This is a genomic window from Pseudoxanthomonas suwonensis (assembly GCF_010093235.1).
GTDB classification, from domain to species: domain Bacteria; phylum Pseudomonadota; class Gammaproteobacteria; order Xanthomonadales; family Xanthomonadaceae; genus Pseudoxanthomonas; species Pseudoxanthomonas suwonensis.
In genome coordinates, this window is sequence record NZ_PDWP01000047.1 from 1 (window position 1) to 14,811 (window position 14,811).

The 14,811-nt window shown below is 71.6% G+C and carries 11 protein-coding genes; 9 read left to right on the forward strand and 2 right to left on the reverse strand.

Annotated elements, in window-relative coordinates; all coding sequences use genetic code 11:
• Positions 1–321 precede the first annotated feature (321 nt).
• The 6 genes from CSC68_RS15345 (at position 322) to CSC68_RS15370 (ending at position 7,543) form a co-directional block, all read left to right on the forward strand.
• Positions 322–1,485: an acyl-CoA dehydrogenase family protein gene (locus CSC68_RS15345; RefSeq protein ID WP_162204471.1), complete on the forward strand. Its 1,164-nt coding sequence runs from the start codon at positions 322–324 to the stop codon at positions 1,483–1,485.
• A 5-nt stretch (positions 1,486–1,490) separates the two neighbouring features.
• On the forward strand, positions 1,491–2,036 hold the full coding sequence (locus tag CSC68_RS15350) for a GNAT family N-acetyltransferase (protein ID WP_162204472.1): 546 nt from the start codon (positions 1,491–1,493) through the stop codon (positions 2,034–2,036).
• A 51-nt stretch (positions 2,037–2,087) separates the two neighbouring features.
• Positions 2,088–2,633 carry a GNAT family N-acetyltransferase gene (locus tag CSC68_RS15355; protein WP_162204473.1) on the forward strand — a complete coding sequence of 182 codons (546 nt, stop codon included), beginning with the start codon at positions 2,088–2,090 and terminating at the stop codon, positions 2,631–2,633.
• An 85-nt stretch (positions 2,634–2,718) separates the two neighbouring features.
• Complete coding sequence (locus CSC68_RS15360) at positions 2,719–4,983, forward strand: thiamine pyrophosphate-dependent enzyme (RefSeq protein ID WP_162204474.1); 2,265 nt, start codon at positions 2,719–2,721, stop codon at positions 4,981–4,983.
• 1 nt (position 4,984) lies between these two features.
• Positions 4,985–6,901, forward strand: a complete 1,917-nt coding sequence (gene asnB, locus CSC68_RS15365; protein WP_162204475.1) for an asparagine synthase (glutamine-hydrolyzing) — start codon at positions 4,985–4,987, stop codon at positions 6,899–6,901.
• 84 nt (positions 6,902–6,985) lie between these two features.
• Entirely contained in the window at positions 6,986–7,543 is a 558-nt protein-coding gene (locus CSC68_RS15370; RefSeq protein ID WP_162204476.1) for an NADPH-dependent FMN reductase, read from the forward strand.
• 4 nt (positions 7,544–7,547) lie between these two features.
• On the opposite strand, the gene ubiM is transcribed toward CSC68_RS15370, so the two are convergent.
• Positions 7,548–8,777: a 5-demethoxyubiquinol-8 5-hydroxylase UbiM gene (gene ubiM, locus CSC68_RS15375; RefSeq protein ID WP_162204477.1), complete on the reverse strand. Its 1,230-nt coding sequence runs from the start codon at positions 8,775–8,777 to the stop codon at positions 7,548–7,550.
• A gap of 248 nt (positions 8,778–9,025) precedes the next feature.
• On the opposite strand from ubiM, the gene smc reads away from it, so the two are divergent.
• The 3 genes from smc to fosX all read left to right on the forward strand — a co-directional run bounded on the left by smc (position 9,026) and on the right by fosX (position 13,790).
• Positions 9,026–12,529 carry a chromosome segregation protein SMC gene (gene smc, locus CSC68_RS15380; RefSeq protein ID WP_162204478.1) on the forward strand — a complete coding sequence of 1,168 codons (3,504 nt, stop codon included), beginning with the start codon at positions 9,026–9,028 and terminating at the stop codon, positions 12,527–12,529.
• An 84-nt stretch (positions 12,530–12,613) separates the two neighbouring features.
• Positions 12,614–13,345, forward strand: coding sequence for a cell division protein ZipA (zipA, locus tag CSC68_RS15385; RefSeq protein ID WP_162204479.1), 732 nt, complete (start codon positions 12,614–12,616; stop codon positions 13,343–13,345).
• A gap of 19 nt (positions 13,346–13,364) precedes the next feature.
• A complete protein-coding gene (gene fosX, locus CSC68_RS15390; protein ID WP_281353888.1) occupies positions 13,365–13,790 on the forward strand; it encodes a FosX/FosE/FosI family fosfomycin resistance hydrolase in 426 nt (141 codons plus the stop codon).
• Here fosX and CSC68_RS15395 read toward each other — a convergent pair.
• Positions 13,757–14,811 (reverse strand): pyridoxal phosphate-dependent aminotransferase (locus tag CSC68_RS15395; RefSeq protein ID WP_162204480.1); only part of this gene is annotated, 1,055 nt, incomplete at its 5' end. The two genes, fosX and CSC68_RS15395, sit on opposite strands and share 34 nt — an antisense overlap.

Consider the following 14,811-nt stretch of genomic DNA (forward strand, 5'->3'; position numbering starts at 1 on the left):
CGGGCTGGCCGCAGCCGCTGCAGCAACGCCGCACGCCCTCCTGCGGATCAAGCTCGATCACCAGCCAGCGTTGGCCGCCGCGCGGCTCGCGATGCCAGCGGCTTACGCCATATCCCGCCCAGCCTCCCAGCGGAGACATACAATCCAACTCGGCCACGGCCGGCCCCAGTTTGTTGCTTCGACACCAGCAAGTCTGCCGGGTCGGCCGTGTGCCTCTCTCCCCTTAGTTGGGTGAAGAACCTTTTTTTTTTGCGTCGCGCATTGCCCGGGGCGCGGGACGGCTAGATACAATCGCAACCATCCTCAACAACGGTACCCGCCATGGCCCTTCCCGCTTACGACCTGTACGACGTGCGTTCCATGCTCAGCGAGGAGGAGCGCGCCGTGCAGGAGGCGGTGGCCCGGTTCACCGACGAGCGGGTGCTGCCGATCATCGGCGACTGCTTCGACCAGGGCCGCTTCCCGAAGGAGCTGGTGCCGGAGATCGCCTCGCTGGGCCTGCTCGGTTCCTCGCTTCCCGAGGAATACGGTTGCGCCGGCCTCAACGCGGTCAGCTACGGCCTGATCTGCCAGGAACTGGAGCGCGGCGACAGCGGCCTGCGCAGCTTCGTCAGCGTGCAGTCCTCGCTGTGCATGTATCCGATCTACGCCTACGGCTCGGAGGAGCAGCGCCGGCAGTGGCTGCCGCGCATGGCCGCCGGCGAGGTGATCGGCTGCTTCGGCCTGACCGAGCCGCACGGCGGCTCGGACCCGGCCAACATGAAGACCCATGCGAAGAAGGACGGCGGCGACTGGGTGATCAACGGTTCCAAGATGTGGATCACCAACGGCAACCTGGCCGATATCGCCATCGTCTGGGCGCAGACCGACGAGGGCATCCAGGGCTTCATCGTGGAGAAGGGCACGCCCGGCTTCACCGCCCAGGAGATCAAGCACAAGATGTCGCTGCGCGCCTCGGTGACCTCCTCGCTGTTCTTCGACAACGTGCGCGTGCCCGATTCCTCGCGCCTGCCCAACGTCAAGGGCCTCAAGGGACCGCTGGGCTGCCTGACCCAGGCCCGCTACGGCATCACCTGGGGCCCGGTCGGCGCCGCCATCGCCTGCCTGGACGAGGCGCTCAACTACTCCAAGGAGCGGATCCTGTTCGGCCGCCCGGTGGCCGCCACCCAGAGCGCGCAGATCAAGCTGGCCGACATGGCCCGCCGCATCACCCTGGCACAGCTGCTGGTGCTGCAGCTGGGGCGCCTGAAGGACGCGGGCGCGATGCAGCCGCAGCAGGTCTCGCTGGCCAAGTGGAACAACTGCCGCATGGCCATCGACATCGCCCGCGAATGCCGCGACCTGCTCGGCGGCGCCGGAATCACCACCGAGCACGCGGCCATCCGCCACGCCCTGAACCTGGAATCGGTGATCACCTACGAGGGCACCGAGACCGTGCACCAGCTGGTGATCGGACGCGAGCTGACCGGCATCAACGCGTTCTGACGGCGATGCCGCCGGGCCCCGTCATCGAAACCGGGCGGCTGGTCCTGCGGCCGCCGCAGGCCTGCGACTTCGATCGCTACGCCCAACTGCTGGACGATGCCGAGGCCTGCCGTTTCATCGGCGGCCGCGAGCCGCGCGCGGCCGCATGGCGCAGGGTCCTGCAGATGCCCGGTGCCTGGTGGGTGCAGGGTTTCGGCATGTTCTCGGTCATCGAGAAGTCCTCCGGCCTGTGGCTGGGCCAGACCGGGCCGTGGCGGCCCGAGGGCTGGCCCGGCAACGAGATCGGCTGGAGCTTCCATCCCCAGGCCTGGGGCCACGGCTACGCCACCGAAGCGGCGGCCGCGGCCATGGACTGGGCATTCACCGAACTTGGCTGGAACGATGTCATCCATTGCATCGCGCCGGACAACCATGCATCGCAGCGGGTGGCCCGGCGCCTGGGCTCGCGCAACCTCGGCCCGGGACAGTTGCCCGAGCCGTTCGCAGGGGCGCGGATCGATGTCTGGGGCCAGACCCGCGCGCAGTGGCAGGCACGTTCCCGTGCGAGCTGAGACCCTGGCTGCGGCCGATCGCCATTCCCCCGATCACATTGGAGCCTGCCGATGGCCCTTGCCCGACTGCAACTGGAACCCCCCCGCCTGCTGCTGCGCGTGCCGCGCCGGGAGGACTTCGAGGCCTGGGCCACGTTCATGGCCGACGAGGAGGCCACGCGCCATATCGGCGGGCTGCAGCCCAGGCCGGTGGCCTGGCGCGGGGTGGCGGCGATGGTCGGCAGCTGGCACCTGCAGGGGGACGCCATGTTCTCGGTGATCGAGAAGGCCAGCGGCCAGTGGATCGGCCGGGTCGGGCCGTGGCAGCCGGAAGGCTGGCCGGGTCCGGAAGTGGGCTGGAGCATCGTGCGCAGCCGCTGGGGCAGGGGCTATGCGACCGAGGCGGCCACGGCGTGCATCGACTGGGCTTTCGACACCCTGGGGTGGGACGAGGTGATCCACACCATCGCCGCGGAGAACGACAGGTCCAAGGCCGTCGCGGCCCGGCTCGGCTCGCGCTACCTGCGCATGGACCGGCTGCCGCCCCCGAGCGGGGCAACGGCGGAGGTCTGGGGCCAGACGCGTGCCGAGTGGCGCGCGACGCGCGCGCGGGCATGAATCCCATGGACTCCACCGCCATCAACCACATCCACGATTCCGGGGCGGCCAGCCGCTCCTGCAGGACCACCGGGCAATCCCACGCATGAACGCAGCCGCCATCCCCGCCTGGAAGAAGGGCATCAACCGCGCCGAGATCTGCGACCGCAACTTCACCGAGGCGGTGTGCGCCTGGGACGGCACGCCAGGGTCGCGTCCGCGCGACGCCGAGCCGGTGCTGCCGGGCAGCGTGCTGGACGCGCGTGGCTTCCGCGAGCTGCTGGAGTCGCAGCTCATCAGCCGCCACCTGGACCTGATGGCGCGCGTGCTGCGCGTGCAGAACAAGGTCTTCTACACCATCGGCAGCAGCGGCCACGAAGGCAACGCGATGGTCGCGCGGCTGCCCCGCCATACCGATCCGGCCTTCCTGCACTACCGCAGCGGCGGCTTCATGGCCGAGCGCTTCCGCAAGCTGCCGGGCATGGATCCGGTGATGGATTCGGCGCTCAGCTTCGCCGCCAGCGCCGAGGATCCGGCCTCCGGCGGCCGCCACAAGGTGTGGGGCAGCAAGCCGCTGTGGGTGCTGCCGCAGACCTCGACCATCGCTTCGCACCTGCCCAAGGCGCTGGGCACGGCGGTGGCGATCGAGCAGGCGCGGCGTATCGGCCATGCGCTGCCGGTGCCGGATGACAGCATCGCCATCTGTTCCTTCGGCGACGCCTCGGCCAACCACGCCACTGCCCAGACCGCGTTCAACGCCGCGGCCTGGACCGCCTACCAGAAGCTGCCGGCGCCGGTGCTGTTCGTATGCGAGGACAACGGCATCGGCATCTCGGTGAAGACCCCGGACGGCTGGATCGGCAACCGCTTCCGCAACATGCCGGGGCTGGACTATTTCCATGCCGACGGCCTGGACCTGGCCAACGGCTACGGCCAGGTGCAGGCGGCCGTGGAGCACTGCCGGCGCACCCGGCGTCCGACTTTCCTGCACCTGCGCACGACCCGGATCATGGGCCACGCCGGCACCGACTTCGAGATCGAGTGGCGCAGCATCGAGGAGCTGTGCGCGGTCGAGGCGACCGACCCGCTGCTGCGCAGCGCGGCGATCGCGCTGGAGTCGGGCCTGTACACGAAGGACGAGCTGCTGGAGCTGTACGAGGCCCCCCGTCGCCGCTGCTTCGCCGCGGCGGAAGAAGCCGACCGCCGGCCGAAGCTGTCCAGCCTCGCCGAGGTCATCGCGCCGCTGGCGCCGTACACGCCCGACGCCGTGGCCGCCGAGGCCGCGCGCCCCGCGCCGGAAGCGTCGCGCATCGCCGCGTACGGCGGCGAGGACAAACTGCCGGAGAAGCAGGCCCCGCGCCACCTGGCCATCCAGATCAACCAGGCCCTGCACGAGCTGATGGCCAAGTACCCGCAGACCCTGCTGTTCGGCGAGGACGTGGCGCAGAAGGGCGGCGTGTACACGGTGACCAGGGGCCTGCACAAGGCGTTCAAGGGTGCGCGCGTGTTCAACACCCTGCTGGACGAGACCATGATCCTCGGCCTGGCCCAGGGCTACGCCAACATGGGCATGCTGCCGATCCCCGAGATCCAGTACCTGGCGTACTTCCACAACGCCTGCGACCAGGTCCGCGGCGAGGCCTGCTCGCTGCAGTTCTTCAGCAACGACCAGTACCGCAATCCCATGCTGGTGCGCATCGCCGGCCTGGGCTACCAGCGCGGCTTCGGCGGCCACTTCCACAACGACAACTCGATCACCGCGCTGCGCGACATCCCCGGCCTGGTGGTCGGCTGTCCCTCCCGCGGCGACGACGCGGTGGAGATGCTGCGCACCCTGGCCGCGCTGGCGAAGGTGGACGGACGCGTGGCCGTGTTCCTGGAGCCGATCGCGCTATACATGACCAAGGACCTGCACGAGGCCGGCGACGGACAGTGGCTGTTCCCGTATCCAGGGCAGGGCCGGGCCATGCCGCTGGGCGAGGGCCGGGTGTATGGCGAAGGCAACGACGACCTGGTGATCATCACCTATGGCAACGGCGTGCCGATGAGCCTGCGCGCCGCGTGCCGCATCGAGGCCGAACGCGGCTGGAAGGTGCGGGTGGTCGACCTGCGCTGGCTGGTGCCGCTCAACGAGGCCTTCATCTCCGAGCAGGCGCGCAGCGCGAAGCGCCTGCTGGTCGTGGACGAGGGACGGCGCAGCGCCGGAGTGGGCGAGGGCGTGGTCACGGCGATCATCGAGGGTGGTTTCGGCGCGCGCCCGTTCCGTCGCGTGGTCGGTGCCGACACCTATACGCCGCTGGCGGGGGCCGCGTTCCTGGTCATCCCCGGTGAGGACGACATCGTCGCGGCCGCCGCGGAGCTGGCCGGCTGAGATGGGCGGACTTGCAGGACTCCTGCTCGCGCAGCCGCGCCTCCATGGTGACGCGCTGGCGGCGCAGGCGCGGGCGATGGGCGAGGCGCTGCGCCATCGCGGCCCGGCGGAGAACGCGGCCTGGGTCGATGCCCAGGCCGGCATCGCCCTTGCGTACCAGCGGTCGGGAGTTCCCGGCCAGCCCGTGCCCGCCGGCCAGCCATTGCAGTCGGCGGACAGGCGCCATGTCCTTGCCTGCGACGGCGTGCTCCACAACCATGCCCAGCTGCGTGCCGCATTGTCCGCGGTCGGGCACCGTTTCCGCGGCCATTCCGATGCCGAGGTGCTGGTGGCCGGGGTGGCCGAATGGGGCGTCGAGGAAACCCTGCAGCGCTGCAACGGCATGTTCGCCATGGCCGTGTGGGACCGTCGCGAACGCTGCCTCTGGCTGGCCCGCGACCAGGCCGGCGCGAAGCCGCTGTACTACGGCTGGGCCGGCGACTGCCTGGTGTTCGGCTCGGAGCTGAAGGCGCTGTGGCGCCATCCGCGCTTCGACAACGGGGTGGATCGCGGCGCGCTGGCGTTGCTGCTGCGCCTGGGCTACATCCCGGCTCCGCATTGCATCCACGAACGCGCGTTCAAGCTGGCGGCCGGCAGCGTGATCCGGCTGGACTCGGCGGCGGTGGCCACCGGGGCGGTCGCCCACGATCCATCCCGCCACCCGCGGCGCTGGTGGGAGCCGCAGGCACGCATGCGCCAGGTCCTCGCCGAGGCGCCCTTCACCGGAAGTGACGACGAGGCTGCGGACGCGCTCGATGCGCTGCTGCGCGACGCCATCGGGCTGCGGATCGCGGCCGGGGGCCCCGCGGGCGTTTTCCTGGGCGGCGGTGCCAGCCCGGCGCTCGTGGCCGCGCTGGCGCAGGCACGGGGCGGGGCCCAGGTGCGGAGCTTCAGCCTGGGCTTCCACGGTGCTGGTGACGGGGGGGCGCAGGCGCGCGAAATGGCCGGCCGCCTTCGCATGACGCATACGGAATTCGGGTTGGATGGCTCCGATGCGCTGGAGCTGGTGCCGCAATTGCCGGCGATGTTCGACGAGCCCTTCGCCGATGTCTCGGGGATTCCATTCGCGGTCGCATGCAGGCTGGCGCGGCAGGAGGTGGGCGTGGCCCTGTCCGGCGTCGGCGGCGACGAGCTGTTCCTCGGGCACGAGCGTTACCGGCGTGCGCTGCGCAGCTGGCGCATCGCGCGGGCCCTGCCGCTCCCGCTGCGCCGAGGCCTGGGGCGGCTGGCGGGCGCGGGTGGCCAGGGTCCGGCGTCCCTGCTGGCCCGCGCGGGCGCGCGTGGCATCGGCGACACCTACCGCCGCCAGGTCTCGCACTGGCAAGACCCCGGCGCGGTGGTTCGCGGCGCGCGCGAGCCGCAGACGATCCATCACCAGGCCGACCCGCTTGGGCTGCAGGGCGACGCCGCCGCCGCGCTGGTGCTGGCCGACTTCATGGCCCGGGTGCCGGACGACCTGCTGTGCGGGATCGATCGCGCCAGCACGGCGGCCGGCCTGGACGTGCGCACGCCACTGCTGGACTGGCGCGTGGCGGAGTTCGCCTGGTCGCTGCCGACGCACATGAAGATCCGTGGTGGCGCGGGCGGGTTCCTGCCCGGATACCTGTTGCGACGCTACCTGCCGGATGCATTGGTGGAACAGGCCGGACAAGGTTGCGAGGTTCCGCTCGGGGAATGGCTGCGGGGCGACCTGGCGCAGTGGGCGGCCGACCTGCTGGCGCCGGCTGCCCTGCGCCGCGACGGCCTGCTGGATGCCGCACGCGTCGACGCCGCCAGGCAGGCCTTCAACCGCGGCCGCCGCCAGTGGCAGTCACGCCTCTGGACGGTGCTGGCGTTCCAGGCCTGGCGGGCGCACTGGCGCGCCAGCCGGGGCGACTGAGCGGACTGCCGGTCCCACGACGCCTTCACCCCGGCCACGCGCCAGCGCTCCTAGCATCGGGCCACCGCATGCAGGAGCAGTGCAATGAACAGTCGCAAGGTCGCGGTCTTCGTCGGCAGCCTCCGCAAGGATTCCATCAACCGCAAGCTGGCGCGTGCGCTGGAGCGGATCGGCGAGGACCGGCTGCAGTTCGATTACGTGGAACTCGGCAACCTGCCGCACTACAACCAGGACTTCGACGGCGCCTACCCGGCCGAGGGCACTGCGCTCAAGCAGCAGGTCCGTGGCGCCCATGCGGTGCTGTTCGTGACGCCCGAGTACAACCGCTCGATCCCGGGCGTGCTGAAGAACGCCATCGACCTCGGCTCCCGTCCGTACGGCGACAGCGCCTTCGCCGGCCTGCCCGCGGCGGTGATCGGTGCCTCGCCCGGCGCGATCGGCACGGCGCTGGCGCAGCAGCACCTGCGCAACGTCCTTTCCTACCTGGACATGGCCGTGCTCCCGCAACCGGAGGCGTTCATCCAGTTCAGCGATGGCCTGGTCGACGAGGACGGGCGGGTGTCCAAGGCGGACACCCGCGAGTTCCTCGAGGACTTCGTCGACCGTTTCGTATCCTGGATCGACCGCCAGCGCGGGGACTGAGACCTCAGTCCGGCAGCATCCTGGCCAGGCCGGTACGCAGGCGCTGCAGGGGGCTGGCGTCCACCGGGCCTGCGTCGGTCAGCGAGGCAGCGACCAGGCGCCGGAACGGGGCCAGCGCCGCGCCGGCACGCAGGGTCGCGGTGCGCAGCACGCGCGCCGCCGGGCGGTCGTCGGTATAGAGCCCGACCACGGCGCGGGTGGCCTGGAACAGCGGCCAGCAGCCATGGCGGTGGCGGCGCTGGTAGGCGGCCAGCAGGGCCGGGTCGCCCGGGTCGCGTCCCTGCTGGACGGCGACGTGCAGCACTCCGGCCAGGCGTTCCACGCCGGCCAGGCCGAGGTTGAAGCCGTGCGCGGTGACCGGATGCATGCCCACCGCGGCGTCGCCGGCCAGGGCCAGGCGCGGACCCACGAAGCGGCGCGACCAGGTGGCCACCAGCGGATAGACGTGGCGGCTGCCCGCCAGCTCCATCCGGCCCAGCCGGCCGTCGAACAGGCACTCGACCTCGGCCGCGAATGCGGCCTCGTCCATCGCCGCCAGGGCGCGGGCCTGTTCGCCGGGCAGGGTAAGAACGGCCGAGGCCAGGTGTTCGTCCAGCGGCAGCAGGGCGCGGGTGGCGCCGGTGCCGAACCATTCCCAGGCCACGTGGTGGTGCGGCCGTTCGTGGCGCATCCGGCACACCAGCATGCTCTTGCCGAAGTCGTGCAGGTCGGCATCGATGCCCAGGGCGCGACGGGCCTCGGAGAAGCGGCTGTCGGCGGCCACCAGCAGCCGGGCCTGCAGGCGCGGCCCGTCCTGCAGCTGCACCCAGGCCGAGTCCGGGCCGGCGTGCAGGGCCTCGATCCGGGCCTGGTCATGCAGGTCGATGCCGGCGGTGTCCTGGACCGCGTCCCATGCCGCGCGGCGGATCAGGTGGTTGGCCACGAGGTTGCCGAGGCGGTCGTGGCCGGGGTCGGGGTCGACCACCATGGCCTGGTCCAGGTCGCGGTCCATGACCCGGGCCTGGCGCAGCGGATGGATCTCCGCGGCCGGCAACCGTTCCCAGATGCCGAGGTCGCGCATCAGGCGCATGGAGGCATGGGTGAGGGCGATCTCGCGCCCGTCGAAGGCCGGTTCGGCCAGGGCGGCGCGGGGCTGGCGCTCGACCAGGGCCACGCGCAGGCCCAGTGGCGCCACGGCCCGCGCCAGGCTGAGCCCCACCGGGCCGGCGCCCACGATCACGACGTCGTACTGCATGAGCTGCTCCGTGCAAGGGTTGCGGCCGGAGTCTAGGCAGCAGGGGCGGTCCGGGCCCTGATCCTGGTCAAACGGCGGCCAGACCCTGCAGGGATGGCAGCTGCGGCGGCTATACTGCCCCGTCCGGCGCCGGTTTCCCGGCGTTTCCGCCATTGTGGATCAGCCACTTGGCCGGGGTTCCGGATAAACCACATCAATCGGTGGGCCGAGGCCGTCAGCCCGGCGCCGCCACGGGAAGCGACCGCCGCATGCGTCTGTCCACCATCAAGCTGTCCGGATTCAAGTCGTTCGTCGATCCGACCACGTTGCACCTGCCCACCAACATGACCGGCGTGGTGGGGCCCAACGGCTGCGGCAAGTCCAACATCATCGACGCGGTGCGTTGGGTGATGGGCGAGAGCTCGGCCAGCCGCCTGCGCGGCGACTCGCTGACCGACGTGATCTTCTCCGGTTCCTCGGCGCGCAAGCCGGTCTCGCAGGCCACGGTCGAGCTGATCTTCGACAACTCCGACCACACGATCTCCGGCGAGTACGCCGCCTACAACGAGATCTCGGTCAAGCGCACGGTCAGCCGCGACGGCCAGAGCAGCTACTACCTCAACGGCACCAAGTGCCGCCGCCGCGACATCACCGACCTGTTCCTCGGCACCGGCCTGGGGCCGCGCAGCTACTCGATCATCGAGCAGGGCATGATCAGCCAGATCATCGAGGCCCGGCCCGAGGACCTGCGCATCTACCTGGAGGAGGCCGCCGGCATCTCCAAGTACAAGGAGCGGCGCAAGGAGACCGAGACCCGCATCCGCCACACCCGCGAGAACCTGGACCGACTCAACGACCTGCGCGAGGAGGTCGACAAGCAGCTCGAGCACCTGCGCCGCCAGGCCCGCCAGGCCGAGCAGTACCAGGCCCTGGCCGCGGAACGGAAGATCAAGGACGCGCAGTGGAAGGCGCTGCAGTTCCGCGAGCTGGACCTGCAGCTGCAGGCCCTGCGCGAGAAGCTGGCCCAGGAAGAGACGAAGCTGGAGCAGATCATCGCCGGGCAGCGCGAGGCCGAGCGCGAGATCGAGACCGGCCGCGTACGCCGCGAGGAGGCCGCCGAGGCGCTCAATGCCGCCCAGGCCGAGGTCTACAAGGTCGGCGGCGTGCTGGCCCGGATCGAGCAGCAGATCCAGCACCAGCGCGAGCTGGCCAGCCGCCTGAACCAGGCGCGCGACGAGGCCGCCACCGCGCTGGAGGAGCTGGACCGCCACATCGGCGGCGACCGCGAGAAGCTGGAAGCGCTGCAGGCCTCGGTCGAGGAGGCCGAGCCGCGCCTGGAGCAGCTGCGCGAGGACGACGTGTTCCGCCAGGAAGCCCTGCGCGAGGCCGAGGCGGCGCTGGCCGACTGGCAGCAGCGCTGGGAGGTCCACGGCCGCCAGGCCGCCGAGGCGTCGCGCGCCGGCGAGGTCGAGCGCACCCGCGTCGACTACCTGGACCGCCAGGCGCTGGAGGCCGAGCGTCGCCGCGAGGCCCTGCAGGCCGAGCGCGCCGGGCTGGACGTCGAATCGCTGGCCGAGGCCTTCGAGCAGGCGCAGATCGAGCACGAGACCCAGAAGGCCGCGCTGGACGGTCTCAACGAACTGCTGGAAACCCGCAAGCAGGAAGTGTCGGCGGTGCAGGACCAGCAGCGCGCCGCCCAGGCCGAGCTGGCCGAAGTGCGCAAGCAGGCCCAGGCCGCGCGCGGCCGACTGTCCTCGCTGGAGACCCTGCAGCAGGCCGCGCTCGGCCAGGAGCAGGGTGCGGCGGTGGCCTGGCTCAAGGCCCGCGGGCTGGATTCGTCGGCCCGCGTCGGCGAGCGCCTGGTGGTCGAGGACGGCTGGGAGAACGCGGTCGAGAGCGCCCTGGGGCAGCTGATCGAAGGCGTGCTGGTCGACGCCCCGGAACAGCTGGTCGATGCCCTGGCCGACCTCGGCGAGGGCCGCATCGCCCTGGTCGCCGATGGCGACGGCGAGGCCGGCTTCGCACCGACCTCGCTGGCGGCCAAGGTGCGTGGTCCGCTGGCGATCCGCCGGCTGCTGGCGCGCCTGCATGCCGCCGAGGACCTGGCCCAGGCCCGCGCCCTGGTGGCGCAGCTGCCGGAAGGCGATTCGGTCATCACCCGCGCCGGTGAACGCCTGGGCGAGGGCTGGGTGCGGGTTTCGCGCCAGGGCGCGGCCAAGCAGGGCGCGCTGCTGCGCGAACGCGAGATCCAGGCCCTGCGCGCCAGCATCGAGGAGCTGCAGGCGCGCGAGGCCGAACTGGAAGGCCTGCTGGCCGACCTGCGGGCGCGCCTGCTGGCCACCGAGCAGGCCCGCGAGGACGCCCAGCGCCAGCTGTACCTGGCGCACCGCACCGTCTCCGAACTGGCCGGCCAGCTGCAGAGCCAGCAGGGCCGGATGGACAGCGCGCGCCAGCGCATCGAGCGCATCGAGGCCGAGCTCGCGCAGCTGGCGCAGACGCTGGAAAGCAGCCGCGAGCAGGCCCGCGAGGCGCGCGCCCGGCTCGAGGAAGCGGTCACCTCCATGGGCGACCTGGAGGCCGAGCGCCAGGCGCTGGAAGCCGAGCGCCGCCAGCGCACCGAGGCCCGCGACCTGGCCCGCGAGGCCGCGCGCGCCAGCCGCGACGCCACCCACGCCCTGGCCCTGGGCCTGGAATCGCAGCGCACCCAGATCGCCTCGCTGACCCAGGCCCTGCAGCGCATGGCCGCGCAGCGCGCGCAGCTGGAATCGCGCCTGGGCGAGATCAGCTCGCAGCTGGAAACCGGCGACTCGCCGGTGCAGGCGCTGGAGGCCGAGCACCAGGCCGCGCTGGCCGAGCGCGTGCGCGTGGAGCGCGCACTGGGCGAGGCGCGCACGGTGCTGGAAGCCATCGACCACGAGCTGCGCACCTACGAGCAGTCGCGCCAGCAGCGCGACGAGCAGTCCCTGGCCCAACGCGAGCGCATCTCCCAGCGCCGGCTGGAGCAGCAGGCGCTGCAGCTGAAGGCCGAGCAGCTGGTGGAGGCGATCACCGCCGATGGCCAGGCCGTGGACGAGGTGCTCAACACCCTCCCGGAGGTGGCCGATCCGCGCGAGTGGGAGCAGTCGGTGTCGCAGATCGAGGCGCGCATGCGCCGCCTGGAGCCGGTCAACCTGGCCGCGATCCAGGAATGCGGCGAGGCCGAGCAGCGCAAGCAGTACCTGGATTCGCAGAACGCCGACCTCACCGCGGCGCTGGAAACCCTGGAAGAGGCGATCCGCAAGATCGACCGCGAGACCCGCGGCCGCTTCAAGGACACCTTCGACCGGGTCAACGCCGGCGTGCAGGCGCTGTATCCGCGCCTGTTCGGCGGCGGCCATGCCTACCTGGAGCTGACCGGCGAGGACCTGCTGGACACCGGCGTGGCGATCATGGCGCGTCCGCCGGGCAAGCGCGTGTCCAACATCTCGCTGCTGTCCGGCGGCGAGAAGGCGATGACCGCCGTGGCCCTGGTGTTCGCGATCTTCCAGCTCAACCCGGCTCCGTTCTGCCTGCTGGACGAGGTGGACGCGCCGCTGGACGAGGCCAACGTCGGCCGCCTGGCGGCGATGGTCAAGGAGATGAGCGAGAAGGTGCAGTTCCTGTTCGTCACCCACAACAAGGCGACGATGGAAGCGGCGCACCAGCTGTCCGGCGTGACCATGCGCGAGCCCGGCGTGTCACGCCTGGTGAGCGTGGACCTGGAGGAGGCCGCGCGCCTTGCCGGTGCGGCCTGAGCCGGACCATGCGCCGGGGTTTTTCCCGCGCGGCGGCCGTGACATCCTTGCGCCACCACTGGAATACGGCGGAGACCTGAAACCATGACCGACAGAGACCTGCTGCGCATCGGCATCCTCATCGCCGGAGCGCTGCTGATGCTGGCGATCTGGTACTTCGGCACCCGCCCGCGCAAGGAACAGCAGGGCCGCCGGCGCGAATCGCCCGCGCCCGCGCCGGCGGCCCCGCGCCGCGAGCCGCAGCTGCCCGGTGCGGACGAGGCCGACGAGGCCATCGCCGAGGAAGCCAGCCAGCCCGAGCTGGGCCTGGGCGATCCCGCGCCTGCCGCCTCGACCAGCACCCTGGGCAAGCGCGAGATCCAGGACTTCGACAAGATCGTGTCGCTATACGTGGCCGCGCGCGCCGGCAGCGTGCTGCGCGGCGAGGACATCGTGGTGGCCGCGGAGAAGACCGGCATGGTCTTCGGCCACATGAACGTGTTCCACCGCCTGCTGGAAGGCCATCCGGACCGCGGTCCGGTGTTCAGCATGGCCAGCATCATCAAGCCCGGCAGCTTCGACATGGCCACCATCCGCGAGCTGGAGACCCCGGCGATCGCGTTCTTCCTGACCTTGCCGGCGCCGGTCCCCGCGCTGGACGCCTGGGAGAAGATGCTGCCGACCGTGCAGCGCATGGCCGAGCTGCTGGACGGCGTGGTCCTGGACGACAGCCGCAATGCCCTGGGCCGCCAGCGCATCGCCCATATCCGCGACGAGCTGCGCGCCTACGACCGCCAGCACGAAGCCCCGCCGCTGACCAAGGCCCCGCGCTGGTAAGCCGGGCGGGCGCGCGGTCATGGCCATCACCGGCCTGAGCCACGCCACCTTCGTGGTCTCCGACCTGGAGCACACCTCGCGCCTGTTCCGCGAAGGCCTGGGCGCGCGCGAGGTGTACGACAGCGCCGGGCGTGAACATTCACTCTCGCGCGAGAAGTTCTTCGTCCTCGGTGGCCTGTGGCTGGTGGCGATGGAGGGGCCGCCGCTGGCCGAACCCAGCTACCGCCACCTGGCCTTTGCCGTGGACGCGGCCGACATCCCGCTGTTCCGCCAGCGCCTGGAGACCCTGGGCGTGGAGATCCTGCCTGGCCGTGGACGGATCGAGGGCGAGGGCGATTCGCTGTACTTCCGCGACTGGGACCGGCACCTGTTCGAGCTGCACGCCGGCACCCTGGACCAGCGCCTGGCTGCCTACGCCGCGGCCGATCGTGCCGGGGCGACCTGAGCAAACACCTCGCGGAAGCGCGCCATCTCCCCGGCGGTGCCCACGGTCACCCGCACGCGGGTGGGCCAGACCGGCCAGGCGCGGCCGATGACCACTCCATGGGCGGCCATGGCCGCGGCGAACTCCTTGCCGTCGGTGCCGACATCGACCACGAAGCAGTTGGCCTGCGAGGGCAGGCAGGGATAGCCGCGTGCCTGCAGCCAGGCGATGGTCTGCTCGCGTAGGGCCGCATTGGCCTGGCGCCGCGCGGGCACCAGCCCGGGATCGCGCAGGCTGGCCAGGCCGGCGGCCAGGGCGGTGACCGGCAACGGATTGCTGCCGAACGCCGCCAGCTTCGCCAGCAGGTCGGGACGGCCCAGGGCCAGGCCCAGGCGCAGGCCGGCCATGCCGTAGATCTTGGAGAAGGTGCGCAGCACGACCACCTCGGCGTCGGCGCGCACCTGGTCCAGCATCGAGCGTTCGTGCGTGTATTCGATGTAGGCCTCGTCCACCAGCAGCACGCTGCCGGCCGGCTTGTTCGCCAGCAGCCAGTCCAGCTCGGCGCGGGCAGTCACCGAGCCGGTGGGGTTGTTCGGATTGCAGACGTAGACCAGGCCGGCGCCGGGTTCGTCCGCGGCCATCGCGCGCACGTCGTGGCTGCCGTCGGCGCGCAACGGCACGCGATGCACGGACGCGCCCTGCGCGGAGGCGGTGTCGGCCACGGCCTCGAAGGTCGGATCGGGCAGCACCAGCGGGCGCCCGGGACCGGTGAAGGCCAGGGCCGCGCGGTTCAGCGGATCGCTGGAGCCGGCGTAGACCTCGACATGGTCGACCGGCAGGTCGTGCTGGCGGGCGAACTCGCCGGCCAGTTCCGGCACCAGTCCGAACTGGTAACGGCCGCCGCGCGGCAGGATCGCGCGGACCGCCTCCTGCGCGGCGGGGCAGGGTCCCAGCGGGCACTCGTTGAAGTTCAGCAGCACCGGCGCCGCTGCGTCCCCGGCGGCGCCGGTGCTGCTGAACTTCAACGAGTGCCCGCTGGGAC

Coding starts and splice junctions, on each gene's coding strand:
- ubiM (WP_162204477.1), bottom strand. CDS start 8,777: ATGCAGTACGACGTCGTGATCGTGGGCGCCGGCCCGGTGGGGCTCAGC.
- asnB (WP_162204475.1), top strand. CDS start 4,985: ATGGGCGGACTTGCAGGACTCCTGCTCGCGCAGCCGCGCCTCCATGGT.
- fosX (WP_281353888.1), top strand. CDS start 13,365: ATGGCCATCACCGGCCTGAGCCACGCCACCTTCGTGGTCTCCGACCTG.
- smc (WP_162204478.1), top strand. CDS start 9,026: ATGCGTCTGTCCACCATCAAGCTGTCCGGATTCAAGTCGTTCGTCGAT.
- CSC68_RS15360 (WP_162204474.1), top strand. CDS start 2,719: ATGAACGCAGCCGCCATCCCCGCCTGGAAGAAGGGCATCAACCGCGCC.
- CSC68_RS15355 (WP_162204473.1), top strand. CDS start 2,088: ATGGCCCTTGCCCGACTGCAACTGGAACCCCCCCGCCTGCTGCTGCGC.
- CSC68_RS15345 (WP_162204471.1), top strand. CDS start 322: ATGGCCCTTCCCGCTTACGACCTGTACGACGTGCGTTCCATGCTCAGC.
- CSC68_RS15370 (WP_162204476.1), top strand. CDS start 6,986: ATGAACAGTCGCAAGGTCGCGGTCTTCGTCGGCAGCCTCCGCAAGGAT.
- zipA (WP_162204479.1), top strand. CDS start 12,614: ATGACCGACAGAGACCTGCTGCGCATCGGCATCCTCATCGCCGGAGCG.
- CSC68_RS15350 (WP_162204472.1), top strand. CDS start 1,491: ATGCCGCCGGGCCCCGTCATCGAAACCGGGCGGCTGGTCCTGCGGCCG.